At 49.2% G+C, this 22,845-nt stretch carries 24 protein-coding genes and 1 other RNA gene; 10 read left to right on the forward strand and 15 right to left on the reverse strand.

The features are described 5' to 3' along the window. Window positions 1-22: 22 nt before the first annotated feature. Entirely contained in the window at window positions 23-1,117 is a 1,095-nt protein-coding gene (locus M2277_RS02505) for a quinone-dependent dihydroorotate dehydrogenase (protein ID WP_280754301.1), read from the reverse strand. Between the two features lie 195 nt (window positions 1,118-1,312). Between M2277_RS02505 and M2277_RS02510 the strand changes: the two genes are divergently transcribed. Then, a complete protein-coding gene (locus M2277_RS02510; protein WP_006211682.1) occupies window positions 1,313-1,450 on the forward strand; it encodes a hypothetical protein in 138 nt (45 codons plus the stop codon). Here the strand turns inward: M2277_RS02510 and M2277_RS02515 are convergent. The 4 genes from M2277_RS02515 to M2277_RS02530 all read right to left on the reverse strand — a co-directional run bounded on the left by M2277_RS02515 (window position 1,447) and on the right by M2277_RS02530 (window position 5,642). Beyond that, entirely contained in the window at window positions 1,447-2,844 is a 1,398-nt protein-coding gene (locus M2277_RS02515; RefSeq protein ID WP_280754069.1) for a L,D-transpeptidase, read from the reverse strand. The two genes, M2277_RS02510 and M2277_RS02515, sit on opposite strands and share 4 nt — an antisense overlap. Window positions 2,845-3,013: 169 nt before the next feature. Next, window positions 3,014-3,253, reverse strand: coding sequence for a ferredoxin (locus tag M2277_RS02520; protein ID WP_006211684.1), 240 nt, complete (start codon window positions 3,251-3,253; stop codon window positions 3,014-3,016). A gap of 173 nt (window positions 3,254-3,426) precedes the next feature. Beyond that, a complete protein-coding gene (locus tag M2277_RS02525) occupies window positions 3,427-4,770 on the reverse strand; it encodes a DNA polymerase IV (protein ID WP_280754070.1) in 1,344 nt (447 codons plus the stop codon). Window positions 4,771-4,805: 35 nt separating this feature from the next. Then, on the reverse strand, window positions 4,806-5,642 hold the full coding sequence (locus M2277_RS02530; RefSeq protein ID WP_280754071.1) for an MBL fold metallo-hydrolase: 837 nt from the start codon (window positions 5,640-5,642) through the stop codon (window positions 4,806-4,808). Window positions 5,643-5,879: 237 nt separating this feature from the next. On the opposite strand from M2277_RS02530, the gene cimA reads away from it, so the two are divergent. Continuing rightward, complete coding sequence (gene cimA, locus M2277_RS02535) at window positions 5,880-7,496, forward strand: citramalate synthase (RefSeq protein WP_006211687.1); 1,617 nt, start codon at window positions 5,880-5,882, stop codon at window positions 7,494-7,496. Between the two features lie 80 nt (window positions 7,497-7,576). On the opposite strand, the gene M2277_RS02540 is transcribed toward cimA, so the two are convergent. Further along, complete coding sequence (locus M2277_RS02540) at window positions 7,577-8,128, reverse strand: TlpA family protein disulfide reductase (RefSeq protein ID WP_006211688.1); 552 nt, start codon at window positions 8,126-8,128, stop codon at window positions 7,577-7,579. A 103-nt stretch (window positions 8,129-8,231) separates the two neighbouring features. Here M2277_RS02540 and M2277_RS02545 point away from each other — a divergent pair, with 103 nt between their 5' ends. Further along, window positions 8,232-8,765 carry a M67 family metallopeptidase gene (locus M2277_RS02545; protein ID WP_280754072.1) on the forward strand — a complete coding sequence of 178 codons (534 nt, stop codon included), beginning with the start codon at window positions 8,232-8,234 and terminating at the stop codon, window positions 8,763-8,765. Between the two features lie 14 nt (window positions 8,766-8,779). Here the strand turns inward: M2277_RS02545 and M2277_RS02550 are convergent, their stop codons facing one another. Genes M2277_RS02550 through M2277_RS02560 form a run of 3 tightly spaced genes read right to left on the reverse strand, consistent with a single transcriptional unit; the run spans window position 8,780 to window position 12,084 of the window. Continuing rightward, entirely contained in the window at window positions 8,780-9,520 is a 741-nt protein-coding gene (locus M2277_RS02550; protein ID WP_006211690.1) for a 3'-5' exonuclease, read from the reverse strand. Further along, entirely contained in the window at window positions 9,517-10,596 is a 1,080-nt protein-coding gene (locus M2277_RS02555; protein WP_280754073.1) for a DUF294 nucleotidyltransferase-like domain-containing protein, read from the reverse strand. The genes M2277_RS02550 and M2277_RS02555 overlap by 4 nt, the downstream gene beginning before the upstream one ends. Before the next feature lie 48 nt (window positions 10,597-10,644). After that, complete coding sequence (locus tag M2277_RS02560; protein ID WP_280754074.1) at window positions 10,645-12,084, reverse strand: ammonium transporter; 1,440 nt, start codon at window positions 12,082-12,084, stop codon at window positions 10,645-10,647. Between the two features lie 323 nt (window positions 12,085-12,407). Between M2277_RS02560 and M2277_RS02565 the strand changes: the two genes are divergently transcribed. Together M2277_RS02565 and M2277_RS02570 are read left to right on the forward strand one after the other, a co-directional pair. Further along, window positions 12,408-12,860, forward strand: a complete 453-nt coding sequence (locus M2277_RS02565) for a MerR family transcriptional regulator (protein WP_006211693.1) — start codon at window positions 12,408-12,410, stop codon at window positions 12,858-12,860. A 42-nt stretch (window positions 12,861-12,902) separates the two neighbouring features. Further along, window positions 12,903-13,583, forward strand: a complete 681-nt coding sequence (locus M2277_RS02570; RefSeq protein ID WP_006211694.1) for a zinc metallopeptidase — start codon at window positions 12,903-12,905, stop codon at window positions 13,581-13,583. Window positions 13,584-13,699: 116 nt separating this feature from the next. On the opposite strand, the gene gltC is transcribed toward M2277_RS02570, so the two are convergent. Both gltC and M2277_RS02580 read right to left on the reverse strand, forming a co-directional pair. Then, complete coding sequence (gene gltC / locus M2277_RS02575) at window positions 13,700-14,635, reverse strand: glutamate biosynthesis transcriptional regulator GltC (RefSeq protein WP_006211695.1); 936 nt, start codon at window positions 14,633-14,635, stop codon at window positions 13,700-13,702. 91 nt (window positions 14,636-14,726) lie between these two features. Further along, window positions 14,727-15,341 carry a rhomboid family intramembrane serine protease gene (locus tag M2277_RS02580; RefSeq protein WP_006211696.1) on the reverse strand — a complete coding sequence of 205 codons (615 nt, stop codon included), beginning with the start codon at window positions 15,339-15,341 and terminating at the stop codon, window positions 14,727-14,729. A gap of 120 nt (window positions 15,342-15,461) precedes the next feature. Here M2277_RS02580 and tpx point away from each other — a divergent pair, with 120 nt between their 5' ends. Further along, complete coding sequence (gene tpx, locus M2277_RS02585) at window positions 15,462-15,980, forward strand: thiol peroxidase (protein WP_006211698.1); 519 nt, start codon at window positions 15,462-15,464, stop codon at window positions 15,978-15,980. A gap of 74 nt (window positions 15,981-16,054) precedes the next feature. On the opposite strand, the gene M2277_RS02590 is transcribed toward tpx, so the two are convergent. The 3 genes from M2277_RS02590 to M2277_RS02600 all read right to left on the reverse strand — a co-directional run bounded on the left by M2277_RS02590 (window position 16,055) and on the right by M2277_RS02600 (window position 17,630). Next, window positions 16,055-16,447, reverse strand: coding sequence for a DUF1499 domain-containing protein (locus M2277_RS02590; protein WP_006211699.1), 393 nt, complete (start codon window positions 16,445-16,447; stop codon window positions 16,055-16,057). Window positions 16,448-16,592: 145 nt separating this feature from the next. Next, a non-coding RNA gene (gene ssrS, locus M2277_RS02595) (6S RNA) lies at window positions 16,593-16,784 on the reverse strand. 45 nt (window positions 16,785-16,829) lie between these two features. Further along, window positions 16,830-17,630 (reverse strand): YesL family protein, encoded by an 801-nt coding sequence (locus M2277_RS02600; protein ID WP_036641578.1) that lies wholly within the window; start codon window positions 17,628-17,630, stop codon window positions 16,830-16,832. A 186-nt stretch (window positions 17,631-17,816) separates the two neighbouring features. Between M2277_RS02600 and M2277_RS02605 the strand changes: the two genes are divergently transcribed. Beyond that, window positions 17,817-17,921, forward strand: a complete 105-nt coding sequence (locus tag M2277_RS02605) for a hypothetical protein (protein ID WP_006211701.1) — start codon at window positions 17,817-17,819, stop codon at window positions 17,919-17,921. Between the two features lie 193 nt (window positions 17,922-18,114). Here the strand turns inward: M2277_RS02605 and cshA are convergent, their stop codons facing one another. Continuing rightward, entirely contained in the window at window positions 18,115-19,740 is a 1,626-nt protein-coding gene (gene cshA / locus M2277_RS02610) for a degradosome RNA helicase CshA (protein ID WP_081742797.1), read from the reverse strand. 286 nt (window positions 19,741-20,026) lie between these two features. On the opposite strand from cshA, the gene M2277_RS02615 reads away from it, so the two are divergent. From M2277_RS02615 to M2277_RS02625, 3 genes are all read left to right on the forward strand, one after another. Further along, window positions 20,027-20,848 carry a YitT family protein gene (locus M2277_RS02615; protein WP_063480221.1) on the forward strand — a complete coding sequence of 274 codons (822 nt, stop codon included), beginning with the start codon at window positions 20,027-20,029 and terminating at the stop codon, window positions 20,846-20,848. Window positions 20,849-21,021: 173 nt separating this feature from the next. Further along, window positions 21,022-21,216 (forward strand): hypothetical protein, encoded by a 195-nt coding sequence (locus tag M2277_RS02620; RefSeq protein WP_006211704.1) that lies wholly within the window; start codon window positions 21,022-21,024, stop codon window positions 21,214-21,216. Between the two features lie 319 nt (window positions 21,217-21,535). Continuing rightward, on the forward strand, window positions 21,536-22,720 hold the full coding sequence (locus M2277_RS02625) for a putative glycoside hydrolase (protein ID WP_006211705.1): 1,185 nt from the start codon (window positions 21,536-21,538) through the stop codon (window positions 22,718-22,720). Window positions 22,721-22,845 lie beyond the last annotated feature (125 nt).

Below are 22,845 nucleotides of genomic sequence, written 5' to 3' on the forward strand. Positions count from 1 at the left end.
TTGCCTCCTGTCTTTAACCCCTTTACCGATGATTAGCCCCGACGGCTTCGGAAATATGGTTGAATCCATCCCGTGCAAGCAGATCCCGAAGACCGGAATGCAGCTTGCGGTTCACCTCAGGCCCTTCATAGATAAGTGCTGTATAAATCTCCACCAGGCTTGCGCCTGCGCGTATTTTGTCATATGCATCTCTCGCCGAAAAAATCCCGCCAGACCCGATAATCGGAAGCGAACCGCCCGTCTGCTTATAAATGCGGGATACAATCTCTGTAGAGCGCTCACGCAGCGGCTTCCCGCTAAGGCCGCCGATTTCCTTGGCATGACCGTGAGTCAGACCCTCCCGGGAAAGCGTTGTATTTGTTGCGATAATACCCGAAACGCCGCTTGTGCTAATCGTATCCACCATGAACTCCAGTTCGGCATCACTTACATCCGGCGCAATCTTCACCAGAACGGCCTTATCGCCTCCATGGATTTGGGCTTGCCGTGACATTTCGTTCTTAACGGCTTCCAGCAAAGATGCCAATTCGCTTCCATGCTGAAGGCTGCGCAAGTCCGGCGTATTGGGTGAGCTGATATTGACAACAAAAAAGTCACCATACGGAAATAAAGCTTGGATGCAAGCTTCGTAATCACCGTTGGCTTTCTCGTTCGGAGTCGCTTTGTTCTTCCCGATATTCACGGCAACCGGAATACGGCGTTCCTTGAGTGCTGACAGCCTCTTTGCCATCGCCTCTGCACCTTCGTTGTTGAAGCCCATCCGATTGATGAGCGCCTCATCCGGAGGAAGCCGGAACAATCGCGGCTGTTCATTGCCCGGTTGTCCCTTCGGGGTCACCGTGCCTACTTCCATAAATCCGAAGCCGATGGAGGAGAATCCTTTGACGGCCTGTGCATTTTTATCCAACCCGGCGGCAAGTCCGACCGGTGTCGGGAAATGAAGCCCGAACAGGTCCACAGCCAAATCCGGTGTTTCGCTAACACCGTACATCCCCCGCATGACAGCGTCTGCGCCGACCACGCCGGAGGCACGTCCAAGCCCGCCAACGACAAGGTGGTGAGCCTTTTCGGGATCCAGTTTAAAAAATATAGGTTTGCCTATGTTGCGGTACAGCACATCCACTCTTCCTCTCATCCAGTTATTTCTCTATCCTTCAGTTTATCCGTTTCTGTCTCAAAAAGAAAGTTCTTCAGCATAAACCGGGCTATCGACTAATGAGGAAGTGATATGGTAATTTTAGGACAAACCTTATACAATAATAGAAGGTTGTATAAATATTTTCGCGATTATAAGAGAAAGAGGGGAAAGACCATGTCAGCCAAACGTAAACCTCCAACTTTGCAGCAGAAAAAAGAAGAGGTTAATAAGAAGGCCCTCGTATGGATCGGCTCCGGCATCGCTCTTCTTATTATCCTGATTATCGTTCTGATTGTTATTGCCCAGCCTTAATCCAGCCAGTGGTACACCTTGCCGGGGTTAGTCTGACCCTGGGAATGCTTGAGCTTAAAGCGCTCTTTCGGCGTCCACAGTTCTTCAGGAAGGACCCCTTCCCGGATTTTCACGGCTGTCCCCATCGGAATCATGTCAAACAGCTCTTCCACATCTTGCTTGAGCATTCGAATACACCCCTCGGATTCATTCGCTCCAATGCTGTCCACATCTTCAGTGCCGTGTATAGCGTATAACGTATCGGAAAGCTGCATTCCCCGCGTGCCATAGGGACCCTTCGTGGTCCCGTTCGGATTCACAACCTTATCACTGATATGAAAATCGCCCAGCGGCGTCTTCGCTCCGCCTAGCCCGACAGCATAATTACGCAGCAGGACAGAGCCGCTTACAACGGCAAGACGATGATGCTTGCGATCAATGATAACCTGAAGCGGCTGCTCAAAAAAAGGATCGCCTTTCGGTGAAGTTCCCCAGTACCCCGGCTCTTCTGTCATGTGCTCTTGTTGATTCCCTTGTCCGCCTGCTCCCTGCGACTGCTGCTTCATCAGAGCCCCGAACATGTCCTCCATCGCCTTGGAGCGTCCCGACAGCCAATTGTCAGGATACGGTTGTGTCAGATCATTCAAGCTCTTCGGCAGCTGGTCATGCCTGGCCTTATACCTGTTGGCCGCCTCCTGCAGAACCGCCGTTTCGACCTGCAAGTTCGCCCATCGTTCCGCCCCCCGCTTAAGCGCCGAGCTGCTCGCGGGTTCACAATTACATTCTCCTGCTGCTCCTTCATAAGGCTGAATGGCGATAGCCCCTTGATCATTGCGGTGCAGTCCGTATAATCGCTCCATATCCTTGCTCCATAGCAGCCATTTGCCCGAGCGCTTCATTCCAAGCGCAACAGACCAGGCAGGCAGCTGCCGAGGCTGCTGGAGGAGTGAGGGCAGCATGCCGGAGGAATTATTCGCCTGACCGGATGCAACGGCTATGTATAGGGGTTCGTTACGGGAATGATTCTTCCCTTTATTGGCGGAAGAAGCTGAAACCGGCTCATCCGGCGGGAATCTGCCTTCTGCAACTTCCGCTGAAGAATAGCCTGGCGCCTGGGCTGGCGGAATGAATACCAATAGCAATAACACCAGCGCTGCAAGCAAACGCCGGATGCGTTTCCGTTTGAGGTCCTTATCTCTCTCCATCTCCAATAAACGCTGCTCATAATTTTTCCATATATCAGACGGAACCTGACTGAGCTCAAAGGCTTCGTAGACTCCCTCCGCCTTATTGTAGCAATAGTTGGCCTTCCCCTGTTCACCGGCTTGCTCATATTCCTTGCCCAGCAAATACCAGGCCATTTTATTATCAGGATGCGTCTCCACATACCTTTTGAGGTACAGCGAATTGTTCATTCGAGAGCCTCCTATATGACATTTTTACCTCTATTATCCTGTATATCGGTATAATGACACCAAATATGTATGAATGCCTATATACGAAAAAACGCCCCCTGCCGTTGAGGAGCAGAGGACGTCGGTATAAGTTCAATTAAGATGGAATATCAGGGATCGAGCGGTGTTCTTATTCTGCGTCAAACGGCTCGTCTGCAATCCGAATTGAATCCGTCGGGCAGCCGTCGCAAGCATCCAGCATATCGTCATGCATATCTTCCGGAATTTCGGTTACCCCGCGGTTGTTGTCTCCGTTGAAAATAACTTCTGCCAGGCCTTCGTCGTCGTAATCATAAATATCGGGTGCCGTTGCGCCGCATGCGCCGCAAGCGATGCAGGTATCTTTATCTACCCAAGTAAACTTCGCCATAGTCTCTCTTCCTCCTGTATATCTATAAACATCTCTATAAGACATAGTATAATATGACGGGTCACCCGTCACCATCTACATATATTAATACAATTTTTTTAGGAATACAAATATATTTCCTAAGATTTTCCGACAAAAATCGGCTCTGCACCTAAGGAAATCAACAACTTTAACTAGTTGTCAAATGATTTGCGATCTGCCTCCTCGGAGGAGGGTCGCTCGGTCTTTTTGTTACCCTGCTCAAGATCCCTTACAAAATCCATCTGCAAGGAAGTCCCTCGCCGTTTATGATTGCGGATGAGTGACGATGGATCATCGCCAAGCATTCCCGCGGTCAGCACCGCACTCTCGCCGAATTTATTGCGCAGTTCGTCCATGACCCGGGTCAGCGACTCCTTCTTCGGCTGTTTCTCATAATCGAACAAGTCCAGCTGAATCGCAGATTCCTCCTTGGCGATCAGCTGCTGCAGCGTAACGCCGAGAAGACGGAGCGGCTTGTCCTGCTTCCAGTGCCGATCATACAGCTTACACGCCTCGCGGTAGATATCCTCCGTCGTTTCCGTCGGGATAGCGAGATGTCTGGATCTGGTAATGGTCTTCATATCCGGTGTACGGAGCGTGATCTGTATACCGCTGGTCATCAGCCCCTGCCTGCGAAGCCGGCGTGCCACCTGATCGCTCAGATTGAGCAGCACCCTTCTCGCCTCATGTGCCGAGGTAACGTCCTGCGGGAGCGTGGTCGTATGCCCGATCGATTTGCTCTGCTCCCGTTCTGCGACCACCGGCGCATGGTCTATGCCGCTGGCCGCGCGTTTCATCCACGATCCCATGACACCGAACGTGGCGGTTAGCAGGCTTTCTTCAGCAGCGGCGAGCTGGCCGATGGTCTGAATATTCAGCTTCCGCAGCTTCTCGGCGGTCTTGCTGCCGATGCCGAACAATTCCGCACATGGCTTGTTCCACAGCACCTGCGGCACATCCCGAATCCGCAGGACGGACAGCCCGTTAGGCTTTTTCATATCCGAGGCCATCTTGGCAAGCAGTTTGTTGGGAGCAATGCCGACGGAGCATGGCAGTGACAGCTCCTCGCGAATGCGTTCCTGGATTTCCCGGGCGATATCCAGCGGCGTGCCGAACTGCTTCGAGCCCGTAATATCCAGATAACATTCATCAATCGAAGTCGCTTCCAATAACGGGGTATACGCATAAGCTATATTCATAAACGCATTGGAATACTTGCGGTAGAGATGAAAATCAGGCTGGATAATCATCAAGTCAGGGTGGATCCGCAGGGCCTGTCTCACATTCATTCCGGTGCGTATGCCGAGTGACCGTGCGGCGTAGGAGCATGTCACAATGACGCCTTTTCGCAGCTCGATGCTGCCTGCAACAGCCGTAGGCTTGCCCCGATAGATCTCCGGCTCCTCCGCCTCATGCACGGAACAGTAAAAAGCATTCATATCCACATGAAGAATAACGCGGCCGCTGGCCGGATAATAATGGTCGATATGTCCCACGGACGGATTCCTTCTTTCTTTCGGTTCGGTTCTACTTAACTCTGATGACTGCCCTCAGCTTGAAACTCATTTTGAATGATTCTCACATTTTCCTTGTGACACTCCGCCGTAAATTCGGAGACAAATCCGTGCTCCTCCTGCAGCTGATCAAGGGCCATATCATCGCCATCAACCACAGCCTGACGCAGCCGCTCCAAATAGCTCCGGGCGATCTCCACTCTTCGATCCATCTCCGATTGGCTTGTCGTATGCTGGCCATGCCCCGGGATGAGCAGAGTTACCGGATGCTCTTTCAGTATCCTTGCAGCTTGGCGAATCGTCCCCTCATAGTCCCATGCACTGTGGTAGATAAACGGGAGCTCAAAATCGGATAAGTAGTCACCGGCTGCAAATACGCCCACGGAGTCAATCACGGTGAACAGACCGTCAGCCGTATGTCCCGGCGCTTTATAGAACGTAAGTGTCGTGGAACCTAGTGCGAGCTGCTGTCCATCTTCCTCGATAACGACATCAAGCACAGGGAATTCTATGGGATAGTTGCGAGTAATATAATAGGAAGCATCAAAATCACGAATTAATTTCAGTTTACGCTCTTTGTCCGGGTGATCTCGGAGTCCGGCACTTCCAATCGTCTTGGCATCCGGAAAAGCTTTATATCCAATTATATGGTCATAGTCTCCATGCGTGAAGATGAGATAACAATCCCTGCCTCCCCGAACCCCGTTAACATGTTCACGGATTTCATCGATTTCGTGCGGCAGCCAGTTCGGATCGATGATAATGATGCTCTCATCCAGCTGGATGACCGTTGAAGTGGTCTGAAATAACGCACTTTGAAAAACCGTCACCTGATCATCAGAATATTGAATCATGGCAAGAACTCCATTCCATTATATTTGGTTTAGACATCGGAGTGTCTATGTTATATTTCATCAGGAATCAAAGAATACGGTACCAATGCCTTCAGCATAACGCTCACGCCTGACGATGGTCAACAATGGAGACGCTTTGTGAAAAGTTTTTTACTCTGTTACTTTCCCGCAAAGAAATGCTATAATACAAAATTATAAACAATGCGGTCCAATCCCGGACACCCAAAGGAGGACATCATGTCTAAGTCCATTTCCATCTTTGATACGACACTTCGCGACGGAACCCAAGGCGAAGGAATCAGCTTGTCAGCGGACGACAAGGTCAAAATCGCCAAGAAACTCGATGCACTTGGTGTTCATTATATTGAAGGCGGTATCCCGGGAAGCAACAGCAAGGACATCGAATTTTTCAAAAGAGTCCAGGATCTCGGCCTGACTTCAAAAGTAACCGCTTTTGGCAGCACCCGCCGCAAAGGTTCCATTGCTGATCAGGATGCCAATCTGCTTCGAATACTGGAATCCGGAGTCTCAGCGGCTACCCTGGTCGGGAAGTCTTGGGATTTCCACGTTCACACCGCACTTCAGACGACACTTGAAGAGAATCTGGCCATGATCTATGACTCCATCGCCTTCCTTAAACAGAGAGGCCTGGAAGTGATTTTTGATGCCGAGCACTTTTTTGACGGCTTTAAGAACAATCCGGAATATGCCGTTGCCGTCTTGTCCAAGGCACGGGATGCAGGTGCTGACTGGCTCGTTATGTGCGACACAAACGGAGGGAGTCTGCCGCATGAAATCTCGGACATCGTCACTTCTTTAACCGGGCAGCTCCCTGGCGCTCCACTCGGCATTCATACACACAATGATTGCGAGCTTGCCGTTGCCAACACCCTGAGCGCTGTACAGGCTGGTGTCCAGCATGTCCAAGGCACCATGAATGGATACGGAGAGCGATGCGGCAATGCAAATCTGTGCTCCATCATTCCGAATCTCCAGCTGAAGCTGGGTTATGATTGCATCGGGGACGATAAACTCCGCACCCTGACAAATACCGCACGTTATATCAGCGAAATCGCCAACGTGAATATGCCGGTTAATCAGCCGTATGTTGGCAACGCTGCCTTTGCCCATAAGGGAGGCATCCATGTCTCTGCGATTCTGCGCGATTCCAGAACGTACGAGCATATCGAGCCGGAGAAGGTCGGAAACAAGCAGCGTGTGCTGGTATCGGAGCTGGCAGGACAGAGCAATATCGTATCCAAAGCGCAGGACATGGGTCTGGCCTTTGATCCGGCCAGCGAGCAATCCAAGCATATTATTGGCAAGATCAAGGAGCTCGAGCACGAAGGGTATCAATTCGAAGGCGCGGATGCTTCGCTGGAGCTGCTTCTTCGGGAAGCAAACGGAGAGCTTCAGGAGCTGTTCACGTTTGAATCCTTCAAAATGCTGGTGGAGAAGTCAGCCGGACAGCCGGTCGTTTCCGAAGCCTTCGTCAAAGTCAACGTGGCCGGCGAGAGCATCTATACCGCAGCGGAAGGCAACGGTCCTGTCAACGCGCTCGATAATGCACTGCGTAAAGCACTGGTCCAATACTTCCCGACACTCAAGGAAATGCATCTTGCTGATTATAAGGTCCGTGTGCTGGATGACAAGGACGCAACCGCTGCAAAAGTAAGGGTTCTGATCGAATCCAAGAACTTCGAAAATGCCTGGAACACGGTTGGTGTATCCAGCAACGTCATTGAGGCGAGCTGGGAAGCGCTTGTGGATAGTATGCGCTATGCGCTGCTAGGCCAGATTTCACCGGAGCAGACACATGAATCCGCCGCAAGGCAAGGCTTGATTAATCATTGATTTCTGAAATATAAATAGAAGCGCGTATCCGCTATGAACATAGGGAACGCGCTTTTTGATGTCTTACCTCCATCTGACGATTACTTCACCAGCTTGGCAACCTTCTTGTGAAGATCCTCGGGAGCAGGAGCGCCAAGAATAATTTCTTGGATCACGCCATTTCGATCGATAAGGACATTGGTCGGGAACACTTGCCCTTTATACAAATTCTCGAACACCTCTCCCTTCGGATCAAGCAGGATCGGATATCGAAGTTTAAAATCCTTGACGAATTGACGAGCTTTCTTCTCATTGTCGTACTTGGACACGTTCACGCCATAGATTTCAAGCTCATCTGCATATTTCTCTGCCAGCTTGTCAAGCTCTGGGGCTTCCTGCTTGCATGGTTCGCACCAGGATGCCCAGAAGTTGATGATCATGGCTTTATCGCGCGCTCCGCCGCCGGCATAAGACTTGTCGTCCATCCCCTTCAGGGTAAATGCAGGAGCCAGAAGCCCTGCCCGGGCCCCGGTCTCTGTCGGGAGCGGTTTTTCCTGCATGAATACGGCTTGAATTTGATCACCGGCTTGATTATAGATAACCGCACCTGCTGCGACGATGAGCAGAGCGATAATGATCAGGTTACGTTTCATAGGCATAGGTTCCTTTGCTTATCTTAGTTATAGTCCCTATTGTACCCTGAAACCCTAATCTTTCAAACACACCACGACCTGAATTTTGTCTGGAGGAAAAAAGATGACACCATGCGACACGCCCCTGGAGCAGCTCCTGCTGCACGCAGAGGTTATTGAACATATAACGGAGCATATGTACGGTTGCCTGCCGCAGGAAGCTTGTGGGGTCCTTATCGGGCATTCACTGGCGGCAAGCCGGACGTTGACCGTTACACAGTTTATTCCCGTAAAAAATACAGCGGAGTCTCCGCTGCATTCATTTCATCTGGATCCGGTTCATTGGACCCGTCTGGCTTTAACCGAAAAAGGACTCGTCGGCTTGTTTCATAGCCACCCGCACACTTCGCCCGAGCCATCCCGAGAAGATATGCTGCAGCTTCCATCCTTCGGTGGATTGCTTCAGGTGTATGCCATCGCAAGACCGACAGTTTCAGTTGCCTCTGGCAACCATTCCCTGCAGCTTCATACTTACAAGATCACCAGAGGAAAAACACACATGGAATCCCCTGACCCTTGTAAAGTAAACACATTGGCACAGCACAATGCGGAGTCGTACGCCCTTGCCCCGATTCCTTTTGATATCCATGAAGGATAACGGGCTCCCCGCTGTTATGCCTCGCTTAAATAAACGTACATATCTCCCAGTGTAGTTGCATCCCCGCGCGCCTGAATCTCTTTTATATAGTCCGCCCACAGCCTGGCGGTCATGCGCGCGTCCGAGAGTGCGTGATGTCTGCCCTCCACCGGAATGCTGCAGTTTCGCAGCAGTTCATCCAGGCTGTAATCCGTCTGTTCCGGATATAGCCTCTGCGCCAGCATCATCGTATCGAGCAGCCTGTGGGTCAAGCGAACCTTTGAAGTTTTCCACAGAGCTGCATTCAGAAATCCCCGATCATGCGCAGCTGCATGGGCGACCAGAACCCTGCCCCCTACAAAAGCCATGAAATCATGCAGCCCCTCCATTAAAGGCGGGGCTGCATCAACCATATGCTGCGTGATACCTGTCAGCTCGGTTATAAATGGAGGGACTGGGGAACCACTGTTCACGATCATATGAAAGGACTCCTGCTCGATAACCTGTTCCCCGATGACCCGGACTGCACCGAATGATAAAATCTCGTCGCCATGCTGGTGATTGAACCCCGTTGTCTCCAGATCGAATACAACAACCTCAAGCTCGTCCAGTGGAGTTCCAAGGACCTCCGGTCTCCGGTTATCCTTCATCTGGGACCGGATGAAGGCGAGCTGCTGCGCTGTCTGTGCCCCGCGCATGGAGGCGATTGCGGAATTAATGTTACCTGAGCGCAGCGATCTCCAGAAGCCGCCGTTTGATTGTACCGGTTCCGTCATGAGTTCCTCCTTTCCGCAAAACGGTGCTCGCGCTGCAATGACCGGTGTATCCGCCTGACAACACCAAGTGTATCGCGAAGCTCATACTGCATGGTTTTGCTCTTAAGCTGCTCCTGCGGGATATAACCGCTGCTTGTGATCAGTCCATTCTCGATCCGATACGGTGTGTCGTTTCTTAAACGAAGCGCCGTCAGGAAGGCACGCTGGACACTCTCCAGAAGCAGGTTGCCTCCTTCCAGCAGCATGACCCTCTCCATTCGCTTCAGCGTGGAGGTTTCGATGATGCCTCGCTGTAATGCCATCGTTCGAATGCTGTTTACAAGAGGGATATACACGCCATACTTCACATCAAAATCTCCGGCATGCTCACCAAACCGCTCCGTGACAATCCTTCCCATCACATTAAGCGTTGCTTTGTGCTTGACAGTGTTCCGAAGCACGGCATTGCCGATGTCCGGATGCTGTTCAACGGAACTGCGGAAATGCTCCGTCCAGGCTTCCGTAAGCTCGCCAGCACCCGAGATGTGGCGCAGGTCCGCAGCGATGATGAAATTGCGAATCGGCTCCCACTGCTGGTCGCTGCACCAATCACTAATCTGATTCTTCCAATCCTCTAGGCGTTTACTCCACAACGGTTCGGAACACATCACCTTTCCCGAACATTTAGGGTAGCCTGTATACTCCAACAGATCCGATAGACGAAGTCCAAATTCCCAAAAAAATGGAAGGTCTTCCTCACCCAGCTCATCGCCAAGGATCAGACCGTTATCCTGATCGCTCCACAACGTAGCTTCCTGCCTTCCGCTGCTGCCAAAAGCAACAAACGCATAACGTGCAGGAGGCCGGCCGTAGCCAGCCTCCCACATGTCCTGCTCACAGATAGCCGCGGCACGCTGCCCAATCAGATCGTGCATCCGGTTCACAGAAGCGATCCATTCTCTAAGCTCCATGTCACTACGCTTCTCAAGGAGATGATTCTGACAAGCGATCCGTTCATCTCGTAATTGCTGGGCTGATACTGCTTTCTGAATTTCCGAGAATACCGGAAACAGATTTACGGATTTCAGAGGTTTCATGCCGCGGCCTCCTTATTACATGCTTCATAAGCAATTCATGGTTAGGACTTATAATGACGCATCGCTTCCAGGAATTGTTTTGCTTCCGGAACGAAATTCGGGAGATTTGCCTTCCGATTCCACCAGGAGTTTCATTTGCTCCGGATATCCATAAGTACCATGCTCACTAATATCTAGACCCATCAATTCTTCTTCTTCCGTTACACGGATACCCATCGTAACTTTCATGATGTACAGAATAATGAATGAGATCACAAGAACGAATGCAAACGTACCGATCAGACCCAGAAGCTGAACCCCAAGCTGTCCGAAGCCGCCGCCGTAGAACAGCCCTGCCTTACCTACACCCGTAATTTCAACAAGTCTTGGTGCTGCGAACAAGCCGGTGGACACTGCGCCCCACATACCTGCAATACCATGTACGGAAAATGCATATACCGGATCATCAATGCCTTTGCGATCAAACCACTGAGCGGTAAAGAAAGTAATCGTACCCGCAACCGCACCGATAACAACGGCCGCCCACGGCTCTACGAATGCGCAAGCGCCTGTAATCGCAACAAATGCAGCAAGGATACCGTTCAGCATGCTAGGAATGTCTGCTTTGCCAAGAACCGCCCACGAGATCAGCAGCGCTGCAAGTGCACCTGCCGCAGCGGCGATGTTTGTATTCAATGCCACGAAACCGAAGAATCCGTCCGTAAGTGCGGAGATGGTGCTGCCTGGGTTAAATCCGAACCAGCCGATCCAGATGATGAATACGCCGAGGACAGATAGGACCTGGTTGTGGCCCGGGATGCTGTTAGGCTTTCCGTCTTTATTATATTTGCCCAGACGAGGTTTCAGAAGAATGGTAGCCACCAAAGCTGCCGTAGCACCAGTCAAGTGAACAACGGTCGATCCGGCAAAGTCCTGCATGCCCAGAGCCCCAAGCCATCCACCGCCCCATACCCAGTGAGCAACAATCGGGTAAATCACGATGGTGAACAGTAAGCCGAACACGATATAAACGCTCAGTTTTGCACGTTCAGCCATACCGCCGCAAGCGATAGCCAGGGATACGGCCGCAAAGGATAAGTGGAACAAGAACATTATCGTGGTAGGCACATCATAAGCCGATAATGAATCGAATGAACCCGATGCATTGTCACCACTTAAGAAGAAACCTTCAAATCCGAAAAAACTGTTCCCGTTACCGAATGCTAGACCAAATCCTAGCGCCCAGAATGCTACGATCGAAATACCGAAAGTCAGGAATGTTTTACCTGCAACGTGCCCCGCATTTTTCATACGAACCGATCCGGCCTCCAGCAGAGCGAATCCTGCTTGCATGAAGAATACGAGCAAAGCTGCCAAGAATACGAACACGGAATTCAAACCAGCCGTTAATTCAACGTTTGTGGCTCCCCCATCAGCGGCGAACGCGCTCGCCGGGAATGCGAGTAGTGAGATTACTCCCGCCATTAAACCTAGCCATCTTTTTTTCATGTTTTACACTCCCCTTTGTGTTAACTAATATAACATCTCCTTGAATTCATATTGTCATTATAGGGGGACGCTTGAAAATTCGCAACGGTTTTTTTCAAAAAAAAGTCCAAAATACGTCTATTATGTAATGTAATATAACATTAAGCGCATACAGTGCAAATGACCTTACATCATATGTAGTTAAAAAAAGGCTTAACTGCAAGGTTTTTTCGTCACAACTATGACGTTTGACTGTATGGTTCCTGATCATGTATCATATTTCTATTAAAATGAAAATATAAATGCATTCATTAATGTCCAATTCAATGAAGGCTTGTGAGGTGATGATTATGGGGATCATGAGCGGAAACCTTTTCCGGATAGGCGAACTGGCTAAGGCTGCCGGAATCAGCGAAAGAACCATTGACTACTATACTAAGCTGGGTTTGATCTCCCCTGAAAAACGGACGTTAAAAAACTACCGGTTGTACAGTTCTGAAACCTTAAGCACTCTCGAACGTATTAATCAGTTAAAGCAAGAGAAATATACTCTCGATGAGATTAAGGAAAGACTGGATCGGTGGAAGTCAGTTGCCGATGATTCCGAAATGACGGAAAAACTGACCAAGCTCGAAATACAGATGAAACAGCTGGAACGGGATGTTAAGGAACTCAATCCACTCCTGAGCGAACTAAAGCCCAGTCAAGCCAAGGAGGTACTTGCTAATATTCTTCCCAAAGGAGCTGCTTGTATCGAGTCACTTCAAATTTTGCTGAATCAGTTCACTTCGATGTAACAATGCCGCGCCAAATTACAACTTAGTATGGGGGTATGATAAATGTATTCTGACTGGATGTTTATTCTCATTATAATCGCGTTTATTTTCTCACTATGGGCTCAATTCCGTGTTAAAGGCACATTTAATAAGTGGGCCAAGGTTGAGAACAGCACAGGCATGACCGGCTACGATGCAGCCCGGCGTATGCTGGATGCCAACGGTCTTCACGATGTTCCCATTGAACCGGTGCCAGGCGCGCTGTCTGACCACTACGATCCGACCAAGCGTGTTGTCCGTCTGTCAGAGCCTGTATATTACGAGCGTTCCATCTCAGCTGTCTCTGTTGCTTGTCATGAGGTCGGCCATGCCATCCAGCATGCCGAGCATTATCCGATGCTCGTTGCCCGTCACAAGATGTTCCCGGTCGTTAACATTGCATCCGGTATCGCGCCGTTTCTCTTGATTGCCGGTTTCCTGTTCCAGGCCATGAACCTTGTCGGTCTCGGCATCATCTTCTTCTCTTGTGCCGTTGCCTTCCAGCTTGTCACCCTGCCGGTCGAGTTTAACGCGAGCAACCGTGCTCGCCAGCTCATGGTACAGGAAGGTTACATTGCCAATGACGAAGAACGTGGAGTTGCTAAGGTATTGAACGCTGCTGCATTGACTTATGTCGCTGCTGCATTGATCTCCTTGCTGGAGCTGATTCGTTATATTATGATCTTTACAAGCAACCGCGACTAACATAACATCGGTATAAGAACAAACAAAGAGGGCTTTCCTCTCACCATTGATCGGTGGAGAGGAAAGCCCTCTTTTTATATTTGATGATGTTTTTCTCGTAATTTAATGAAGCCAACCTAGGGAGCTGAAGCGGTGTCCGCTTTCCCTTCCTTTTTTGGTGACGGGTCAATACCAAAGTATTGAAGCAAGAACGCGCGGAAAGCCTGAGCAACCGGCGGGAGCTTCTCATCGGCACGGTGAATCAGACCGATCGAACGCGTTACCTTCGGCTCGGAAATCCGAACGCGAGCCGGTTGGAGCGGGTTCGTCTGGAAGAGCGCCATTTCAGGAAGCAGACTGACCCCCATGCCGGCAGCAACCAGTCCGCGAATCGTATCCGTCTCCTCGCCTTCAAAGGCAATCTTCGGCGTAAATCCAGCTTCCAGGCATGCGTGCCACACAATCGGACGCAGGGAATATCCTTTGCTGAACAGCACAAAGCGCTCCTCTTTCAATTGTTCCAGCTTAATGGACTGCTCTCCGGCAAGCGGATGATTCGGCGGCAGGATCGCAAACAGCTCCTCTGTCAGCACGATATCCCCATCCACTTGATCATGTCGATCCGGAAAAGGGGATACAAAGGCCAAATCCACCTCGGCCCCGACCACGTCCCGGATCAATGTCGGGAACATCCCCTGTTTGAAGCGGAACTTCACGTTCGGGTACTTTTTGCGGAACTCAGCCACAATGGACGGAATCAGATGAATGCCCAGGCTGTGAGGGAAACCGATGCGAATCTCTCCCTGCTCCGGATCCAGAAATTCATGTATCTCGACGACCGCGCGGTCCAAATCCTTCATGATGCTCTCCACCCGTTTGCAAAAAAGCTGACCTACCGGAGTTAACTGCAGATTCCGGCCTTTTTGCATGAACAAATTAACACCAAGCTCTTCTTCCAGCTGATGAATTTGACGGCTGACGGCTGACTGAGCCACATGAAGCTCTTCTGCCGCTTGGGTAACGTGTTCCTTTTGCGCAACCTTTACAAAGTATTGCAACTGTCGTAATTCCACGCCTTTTATCGCTCCATTCTTATTCCCTAGAAGACTTGAAGACTTTATCCAAATCATCCAATTCTATTATAACAGACCCTCTAAGGTCCGATTATGTCCGACGTTTAAATAATCGAATCATGAGGCCGTAGAGGAAAAATCCGCCTACCAATCCGCCGACATGGGCTACAAGACTGACCCCAGGGGTGAACGAGAACAGAATCCCCAGAATAAGCAGGGTATACAGCGTCTTGCGGGACGACTCATCAATGACATGCCGCTGGAACAGGGCGATGTACAGATAAGCGCCATAAGCTCCGTAGATGGCTCCTGATGCGCCTACAAGGAATGTGTAGTGTTCCATGCGCTCATAATAAGCCAATCCGATTACATTACCGAGAACACCGCTGAGCAGATACAGAATAGCAAACTTCCAGCTCCCCATGATTCTCTCCAGCGGAGGAACAAATACCAGCAGTGCAAAGCTGTTGAACAATAGATGATCAAAGCCGTTATGCAAGAACATCGCCGTGACATATCTCCATGCCTGATCTACGAATTCCGGCAAATCCGACAAAGCGCCGTATTTCAGCAGCGTAACCGGATTTCTGGATCCTCCGTCAAACGCTGTAATCACAAACATTACAAGGTTGATCACAAGCAGCAGCGATGTCACAGGATAATAACGCAAATAACTCTTCCAGTTTTCATAACGTACGAAAATCATAGCATCCTCCTCATCCTAACCAGGCCAAGGGCGCCCTTAGTGGACATTCCCTTTTTAAAAAGATTATAATGTACCATGAACCTGATCACCAAACTTTGATATCCAAGGAGGAGATTTTTCATGGCTCAAGAACGTTCAGGAGCTGCCACTTTTAAAGGCAATCCTATTACACTCATCGGACCAGAGCTCAAGGCTGGTGACAACGCTCCAGATTTTACAGTGAGCAAAAACCTGCTGGAAGACGCATCTCTTAAAGATTTTGCAGGTAAAATCAAGCTGATCAGTGTAGTCCCTTCCCTCGACACCGGGGTATGCGACGCGCAGACACGCCGTTTCAATGAAGAAGCCGCTGGACTGGGCGATGACGTTGTTGTTCTCACCGTCAGTGCCGACCTTCCGTTTGCCCAAGCCCGTTGGTGCGGAGCAGCAGGTGTTGACCGTGTCGTCACGCTGTCCGATTATAAATCTCGCTCTTTTGGCGAAGCATATGGCGTGCTCATCAAGGAATTCCAACTCGACATGCGTTCGATCTTCGTAGTGGATGCCAACGATAAAATCGCCTATGTAGAATACCTTGGCGAAATGACAGAGCACCCGAATTACGAGGCTGCCGTAGAAGCGGTTAAATCTCTTAGATAACACCGCCAAAGGCTACATACACTGTACACTTTTAAAAAGCGGGAGAGCAGCTCTCCCGCTTTTTTCTTATTCTACTAAGCATCCACTTTATACTTGCTCAGTTTTTTGTCAAGTACGGCGTACAGGTTCAGGATGACCCGGTAATTCGCCCCCAGATCCCCTAGGGAACCGCGAGACGCCGAATACATATCAACTGCACTGCGAACCGGACTGATGCCGAGCACGGATACGGTAATGTCCAGTGTACGTCCGAATGAGGTTCTTTTCTCGAGTGTGATTTCTCCAACGGACTTAACCTCATGCAGAACTTTGTAGCCCGGAATTTTTTTCAGTGTCGAGGAAACCTCTTCAAAACACTTTTCTTTTGAAAGATTGTAATAACGCGTCTTCAGCTTGGGATCTTTAGCACGGTCGCTTGTGCCGTCATAGCTGCGCACGATACCAATTAGAACTCGTTTTAATGACAAAGACCGTTCCTCCTTTATAAATGACCGTTCCTTTCCATACTCTAGTTTAACATTGTTTATGCTTTCAGCAAACCTTTATATACAGCAAAAAGGCACCTCTTTCACTTCGAATTCGAAATAGAAGAGATGCCTATTCATTGGTTTAACGAAACCCGCCTATGCCGTCCGGTAAACATTGTCTTCGAACCTGCATTAGCAGGTGGGTGACCGCAGAATCGCTTATGAATTCCCCTTGTCATATAGACAGGGCATTCCAGCCACGATTACGTATTGATCTCCCTAGACATCGTCATTGGTTCAAAACAACGGAAAACCGAAACGAACATCGCAGGATGTAGTCTTATTATAGGAGGTTTTGCCGGAAAAGTAAACCTCTCGTTATTTAAGGCTTCGACCCGTTCTCTTCCTTTTTGACGGAATCCATGCTTTCCAGAAGCGCCTGTTCCGTTTCCGACTCCTCCTCGGCCTTCTTCATCTTCTCCTGCTGTTCCTGCATCTTCGTAAAGGTCGCATAGAAGTTGAAGAATGCAAACAATGCCATCAGGCAGAACAGGAAGAACACGAAGAGCACCGGCATCTGTGTACCGATATACACCAAGACAGCGCTTCCGATCAACGTCGAAAATACACGAAACGGACGAATCAAGGTCAACAGCACTGCGTTTTTCAGCAATTGCAGGGTCTTCATCTCATAATGAACCGTCATGGAAAAGAAATTGAACAAGGAGACAAACAACACAATAAGCAGCACCAGCATGACAATGCCGACAAGCTGGAAGCCATCGAGCTGCGTCATATAAACCGTGTAATCCACATACATAATCACGAACAGCAGCGTATAAAATATGCCGCCGATCATGCTCTGTTTGTAGTTTTCCTTATAACCCCTGAAGAATGTTTTGAATACGGATACATCCGAATTACCCATAACCCATTTGCGTACAACGTTGAATAAAGCTGCTGTAGCCGGGAACAACACAAACGGTGACAAGATTCCCAGCATCCAGTTCGACAATAGCTGCTCATTATGCGCATCCGGTGTCTGAACGGCCATCAGGAATTTGGTTAGTACGATAAACAGGAAAGGCGATGTACAAATAACCCACAAGATGTTAGAAAAAGCAATACGGGTAATCCACTCGGTGAGCTTATATAAGCCACCCATGGCTCCTTTCATTTCCAAATCCGTTTCCTCCTCACTCAAATCATGCATGTATCTATTAATATACCTTATTTTGCACATGCATTGCCAGAGCCTAATTTGAAGAGTGCTAGGTGTATATCCAATCCAATGCCGCTGTTTCTCCATAGGATATCACGTAATCCATTTAACAAGATTCAATTTTTAAAATTAAGAGGAGGGATATGTATGTCTTGTGAAGGTGTAGGCGGTTATGGCTACGGAAATAATGTTGGTATTGTCCTGGTTCTGTTCATTCTGCTTGTAATTATTCTGAGCACATTCTATATCTAATGTCTCCCGAATGATGTAATGAATCAGATCCGCTGTTATGCGTAAAACTGCGCGGTTAAAAAGAAGGTACACCCTTGGTGGTGTACCTTCTTTAACCATGAAAAAAAGACGAAGCACAGCTCCACCTTAGACGGGGAGCTGCTTCGTCTTGAATTCAGTTATTTCGGTCAAAAGAATTAACCGTCAGAACCCATTATTCGTCTCCGCTCCGGTTAGGACGACGCTCGCCGCCTCCGCTGTAAGAGCGCGGCTTACGGTCACCGCTGTTGTTGCGGTCACGGTTGTAACCACCACCGTCGCGATTGCCGCCATAGCTGCTGCCGCCATCACGGTTATATCCGCCTTTGGAGTAGCCGCCACGGTTACCGCTGCTGCCGCTGCCACTACTGCCGCTGCCACCTTCACGGCGATATCCGCCGCCACCGCTGTTGTTGCGGCCACCATAGCCACCGCTTGGTTTGCGGCCACTGCGGATATCCGGCTTCCGGCGCTTCGCACGAATCGGATCTTCTGGTGTCAGATGAATATCAGATGCTTCCTTCTTGTCGCCAGTCAGGATTTTCATTGCTGCTGCCAGCAATTGTACGGAGTCATACTGCTCCAGCAATTGAATAGCCAGACCTTTGTATTCCGTCAATTCGCCTTGCTCGATGATCTCAAGCACACGCTCCGCGATGATGCGCTGTTTGCCTTCAATCGCTTCAGCAATCGTTGGCAAAGGCTTACGAGGGATACGATGACGTGTAACGCGCTCGATGAAATAGAGGTGATCCATCTCACGAGGAGTTACGAAAGACCATGCCGTACCTTCTTTACCCGCACGGCCTGTACGACCGATACGGTGTACATAGCTCTCCGGATCTTGAGGCAAGTCAAAGTTCACAACGTGGGTAACGCCCGATACGTCGAGACCACGTGCTGCCACATCTGTTGCCACCAGGACATCGATGCTTCCATCGCGGAATTTACGCATAACGGTATCACGTTGATGCTGGGACAGGTCGCCATGAAGGCCGTCTGCGGAATATCCGCGTTTTTGCAGAGCTTCTGCCAGCTCGTCTACGCGGCGCTTGGTACGTCCGAATACAATCGCAAGCTCAGGAGACTCCATATCCAGAAGTCGGCTCAACGCTTCGAATTTTTGACGCTCAGGAACTTCGATATATGCTTGATCAATCAGAGGTGCACTTACGTGCTTAGGAATAACGGATACATGCTCAGGATCTTTCAGGAACTGGGATGCGAGCTTCTGAATGTTAGCCGGCATAGTTGCGGAGAACAGCAAGGTTTGACGTTCTTCAGGAACAAGCTTAAGGATCGACTGAATGTCTTCCATGAAGCCCATGTCCAGCATTTCATCCGCTTCATCCAGTACAACGGTTTGTACATCGTCAAGTCGGATTGTTTTTCTGTTGATGTGGTCAAGTAATCGACCCGGTGTACCGATAATAATTTGAGGCTTCTTTTTCAAAGCGCGGATCTGGCGCCCGATATCTTGTCCGCCGTAAATAGCCAAGGAACGAATTCCTTTGAAGCGGGACAACTTGCCAATTTCTTCTGCAACCTGAATGGCAAGCTCACGGGTAGGCGTCATGATGAGAGAGACGATACGCTCTTCTTCCTTAGCGATTTTGTGGATAAGAGGTAGGCCGAATGCTGCTGTCTTACCTGTACCAGTTTGTGCTTGTCCAATCATATCTCTTCCGGTAAGAGCAATCGGAATCGATTGGGATTGAATCGGTGTGGCTTCCTCAAAGCCAAGCTCAGTAATTGCTTGCAGCACGCGCGGCTCCAAGCCAAAATCTGCGAAATTTTTCAATAGGTTCATACTCCTTCTATCTGTGGACATCCACTTTCTTATCTGTATTCTTAAGTAGTGGTAACGTTTATAGGCTTTCCCGGCCAGCAGGATTTTCTGCACGAGGTGAACCGGTATATTTCTCTTATCACCAGTGTATGGACTGGTTAATGTATAATCATCCTGATAAGCTTGCAAAGTTATCAATGTAACGGACTACTCAAGAATATCCAATACATTATATCACAAAACAATTCTGGAATACCAGCAAGCTTAAAGAAGTCATAATAACCGGGAGGTGATTCCTATGTTGAAGCGTCTATGGACCTATTTCTCGATTGTATTCGGCGGCATTATTATTGCGAGCGGATTCAACCTGTTCCTGATTCCCCATCATTTACTAAGCGGGGGTGTTTCCGGTCTCGCCTTAATTATCGGCTATTTTACGCCGCTTAATATCAGTATCATGTATTTTGTGCTCAATATTCCCATTCTCCTTACGGGTTGGTTCAAGCTGGGAAAACGATTCGTCGGGCTTAGTATACTGTCAGTTGTTGTCACAACCCTGTTCCTCGAGATCATCCCGGTTAAGGTGGTTGCCACCGAAATGCTGCTGTCCTCCGTATTCGGTGGAGTGCTTGTCGGCTTTGGTACCGGCCTTTCCTTTCGGGTTGGCGGATCGACAGGTGGCTTTGATATCATCGGCTCCCTTGTGACCAAATATCGGGACTTTCCTGTTGGCAGCGTGCTTGTCACTTTGAACGCTATCGTCATCATGGCAGTTGCTTATCTCGAAAACGACTGGAATCTGGCACTCGCCTCCATGGCATCCATCTATGTTGCCGGAAAAATGGTGGATATGCTCCATGTCAGCCATATCAAGGTTACCGTGTTCATTGTGACAAACCAGACGGAAGCCCTGCTTGAGAAGCTGCTCAAACGCCCCCGCGGTATTACCAAGATCAAAACCCAGGGAGCCTTCAGTCATAAAGAGAAGGATATGCTTATGACCGTCACCACACGATATGAGCTCGCCGAGCTGAAGCAAATTATTACAGAAACGGACCCGCATGCTTTTGTTAATATCGTGGAAACCACAGCCGTAATGGGACAATTCCGCAAAAACTAAATATTTGCCGCGTGTGAGGGTACGGCAAATTTGTGGTATAATATTTGTGCGCGGTTCCTACAATAATTCATGAGATCTGTTTCCCGGGCATCTCTCCTGGCCCAATTTTAATTGTTTTTCCGTTTTACTGAAGACGTCCTACCTAACCAACTTGGAAGGAAAGGGTGATTTTTATGGAAATGGAAACGGTAAAATTGTCACAAATCGTCATGAAGTGGTTCCCGGAAATGATACCGTTCTTTAGACAGAACGAACTGAACTCCATGATCGTTTTGCGGGACGGGCTGAGTATTCTGGAGCAGGAGGACGCTCTTGAAATCATTCAGTTCAGCATTTGCGAGCATCAGAACCAAACTCCGCTGCATTAATTTTAAGCAATACGTGAAAATTGCACGACGAATGCCGTTCTTCTCCGGGGATATATCGACCGGTGAATAACGGCATTTTTTATCCGCAACTCTCGCGTCGTTACTATAACGGTTACTTCCCCATGTTCACATGTTGTTCACCGTCTTCTACAGCAAAAGTCCCTTTTATCGTTTAAAACGCCCTTCAACCGTTTAATGTAGACAAGGTATGTTTACCGCCGCTTCTAAGTTTATTGTCGATTGTAACAAACCTGTTCTTTTTGAAGGCATACGTTCCTTTATAATCATGATGTGAATGTACACAAGGGAGAGAGTAATTATGAATATCATCTTGGCTTTATTCATCTTGGCGTCAGCGGGCTTCGGCGGTTCCAGTCCACAGGACAGCACGCTTACCGCCAAACTTCAGGCATCATTAAATACCGCCATGATTCAAGGCATGCATCAAAACAATCAAACTCAAGGCCAGAGCGGCCTCAAGCCAAACACCACCGAGATCGACCCGCAGGTTGATGCGCCTAAAGTCAAAGGCATTTATGTAACAGCTTATAGCGCAGGCGGCTCCAGAATGAATCAGCTTGTCGATCTGATGGACAAGACCGAACTCAATGCCATGGTCATCGACATCAAGGATGATGAGGGATACATAACGTACAAGACCGATAATCCGAAACTGAAGGAGCTCGGTAAATCCCAGCCTTTTATCAAAGACATCAACCAATTGATGAAGCGTCTGGAGAAACACGATATTTATCCTATTGCCCGGGTCGTTGTGTTCAAGGATACCATTCTCGCCAAGAAAAACCCGGAGCTCTCCTTCCGTAAAGGAGATGGCAGCGTATGGACCAATGGCGGCGGCGACAGCTTCGTCAACCCGTACAGCAAAGAGGTCTGGGATTACAACATCGAAATTGCCAAAGAAGCAGCAAAACTCGGATTCAAGGAAATCCAGTTTGATTATGTTCGTTTTCCAGAGGGCTTCGAGAAACGCGCCGATTCCCTCAAATATACCAAGACGGATCAATCCCGCGTGGACGTGGTATCCGACTTCGTGCAGTATACCCGTGAACAACTGGCACCGCTTGGCATCCGCGTATCCGTAGATATTTTCGGATATGCAGCTTCGGTCCCGGCCGCAGAAGGCATTGGCCAGGACTTTGTCAAGATTTCCAAAAACGTGGATATCATCAGTCCGATGGTGTACCCGAGCCATTACACGGCAGGCTGGTTCGGCTCCCCCGTTCCGGATAAAGCTCCTTACCAGACCATTAAAGGCTCCATGGAGGATACCCACAAAAAGCTTGACGAGTTGGGAGAGAAGAAACCGATCATCAGACCTTGGATTCAGGACTTTACCGCCAGCTGGCTCGGAAGCGGAAATTATGCCAAGTACGGTAAAAAAGAAATTGAGGAGCAGATTCGTGCCCTCAAGGATACGAATGTCGATGAATATTTGCTCTGGAATGCTTCCAACCGGTACACCGAAGGTGTTACACATAAATAAATTCATCGATCATCAGAACAAAGGGTCAGCCATCCAACGGCTGGCCCTTTGATCATTATCGTATCTTTGAAGGCCGCATTCCTCTTGACAGCAGGTGCTATGATGGTGGTTGGGACCTGACAAGG

It is taken from the genome of Paenibacillus sp. LBL, from assembly GCF_029893715.1.
GTDB classification, from domain to species: domain Bacteria; phylum Bacillota; class Bacilli; order Paenibacillales; family Paenibacillaceae; genus Paenibacillus_AQ; species Paenibacillus_AQ glucanolyticus.

What these genes read in the sequence shown, in the direction of transcription:
- M2277_RS02555 (WP_280754073.1), bottom strand. Translation starts at nt 10,596, where the DNA reads ATGAAACCTCTGAAATCCGTAAATCTGTTTCCGGTATTCTCGGAAATT.
- M2277_RS02515 (WP_280754069.1), bottom strand. Translation starts at nt 2,844, where the DNA reads ATGAACAATTCGCTGTACCTCAAAAGGTATGTGGAGACGCATCCTGAT.
- M2277_RS02580 (WP_006211696.1), bottom strand. Translation starts at nt 15,341, where the DNA reads ATGATTTTCGTACGTTATGAAAACTGGAAGAGTTATTTGCGTTATTAT.
- M2277_RS02530 (WP_280754071.1), bottom strand. Translation starts at nt 5,642, where the DNA reads ATGATTCAATATTCTGATGATCAGGTGACGGTTTTTCAAAGTGCGTTA.
- tpx (WP_006211698.1), top strand. Translation starts at nt 15,462, where the DNA reads ATGGCTCAAGAACGTTCAGGAGCTGCCACTTTTAAAGGCAATCCTATT.
- M2277_RS02570 (WP_006211694.1), top strand. Translation starts at nt 12,903, where the DNA reads ATGTATTCTGACTGGATGTTTATTCTCATTATAATCGCGTTTATTTTC.
- M2277_RS02615 (WP_063480221.1), top strand. Translation starts at nt 20,027, where the DNA reads ATGTTGAAGCGTCTATGGACCTATTTCTCGATTGTATTCGGCGGCATT.
- M2277_RS02625 (WP_006211705.1), top strand. Translation starts at nt 21,536, where the DNA reads ATGAATATCATCTTGGCTTTATTCATCTTGGCGTCAGCGGGCTTCGGC.
- M2277_RS02565 (WP_006211693.1), top strand. Translation starts at nt 12,408, where the DNA reads ATGATTATGGGGATCATGAGCGGAAACCTTTTCCGGATAGGCGAACTG.
- cimA (WP_006211687.1), top strand. Translation starts at nt 5,880, where the DNA reads ATGTCTAAGTCCATTTCCATCTTTGATACGACACTTCGCGACGGAACC.
- M2277_RS02560 (WP_280754074.1), bottom strand. Translation starts at nt 12,084, where the DNA reads ATGAAAAAAAGATGGCTAGGTTTAATGGCGGGAGTAATCTCACTACTC.
- M2277_RS02520 (WP_006211684.1), bottom strand. Translation starts at nt 3,253, where the DNA reads ATGGCGAAGTTTACTTGGGTAGATAAAGATACCTGCATCGCTTGCGGC.
- M2277_RS02510 (WP_006211682.1), top strand. Translation starts at nt 1,313, where the DNA reads ATGTCAGCCAAACGTAAACCTCCAACTTTGCAGCAGAAAAAAGAAGAG.
- M2277_RS02550 (WP_006211690.1), bottom strand. Translation starts at nt 9,520, where the DNA reads ATGACGGAACCGGTACAATCAAACGGCGGCTTCTGGAGATCGCTGCGC.
- M2277_RS02620 (WP_006211704.1), top strand. Translation starts at nt 21,022, where the DNA reads ATGGAAATGGAAACGGTAAAATTGTCACAAATCGTCATGAAGTGGTTC.
- M2277_RS02540 (WP_006211688.1), bottom strand. Translation starts at nt 8,128, where the DNA reads ATGAAACGTAACCTGATCATTATCGCTCTGCTCATCGTCGCAGCAGGT.
- M2277_RS02545 (WP_280754072.1), top strand. Translation starts at nt 8,232, where the DNA reads ATGACACCATGCGACACGCCCCTGGAGCAGCTCCTGCTGCACGCAGAG.
- M2277_RS02605 (WP_006211701.1), top strand. Translation starts at nt 17,817, where the DNA reads ATGTCTTGTGAAGGTGTAGGCGGTTATGGCTACGGAAATAATGTTGGT.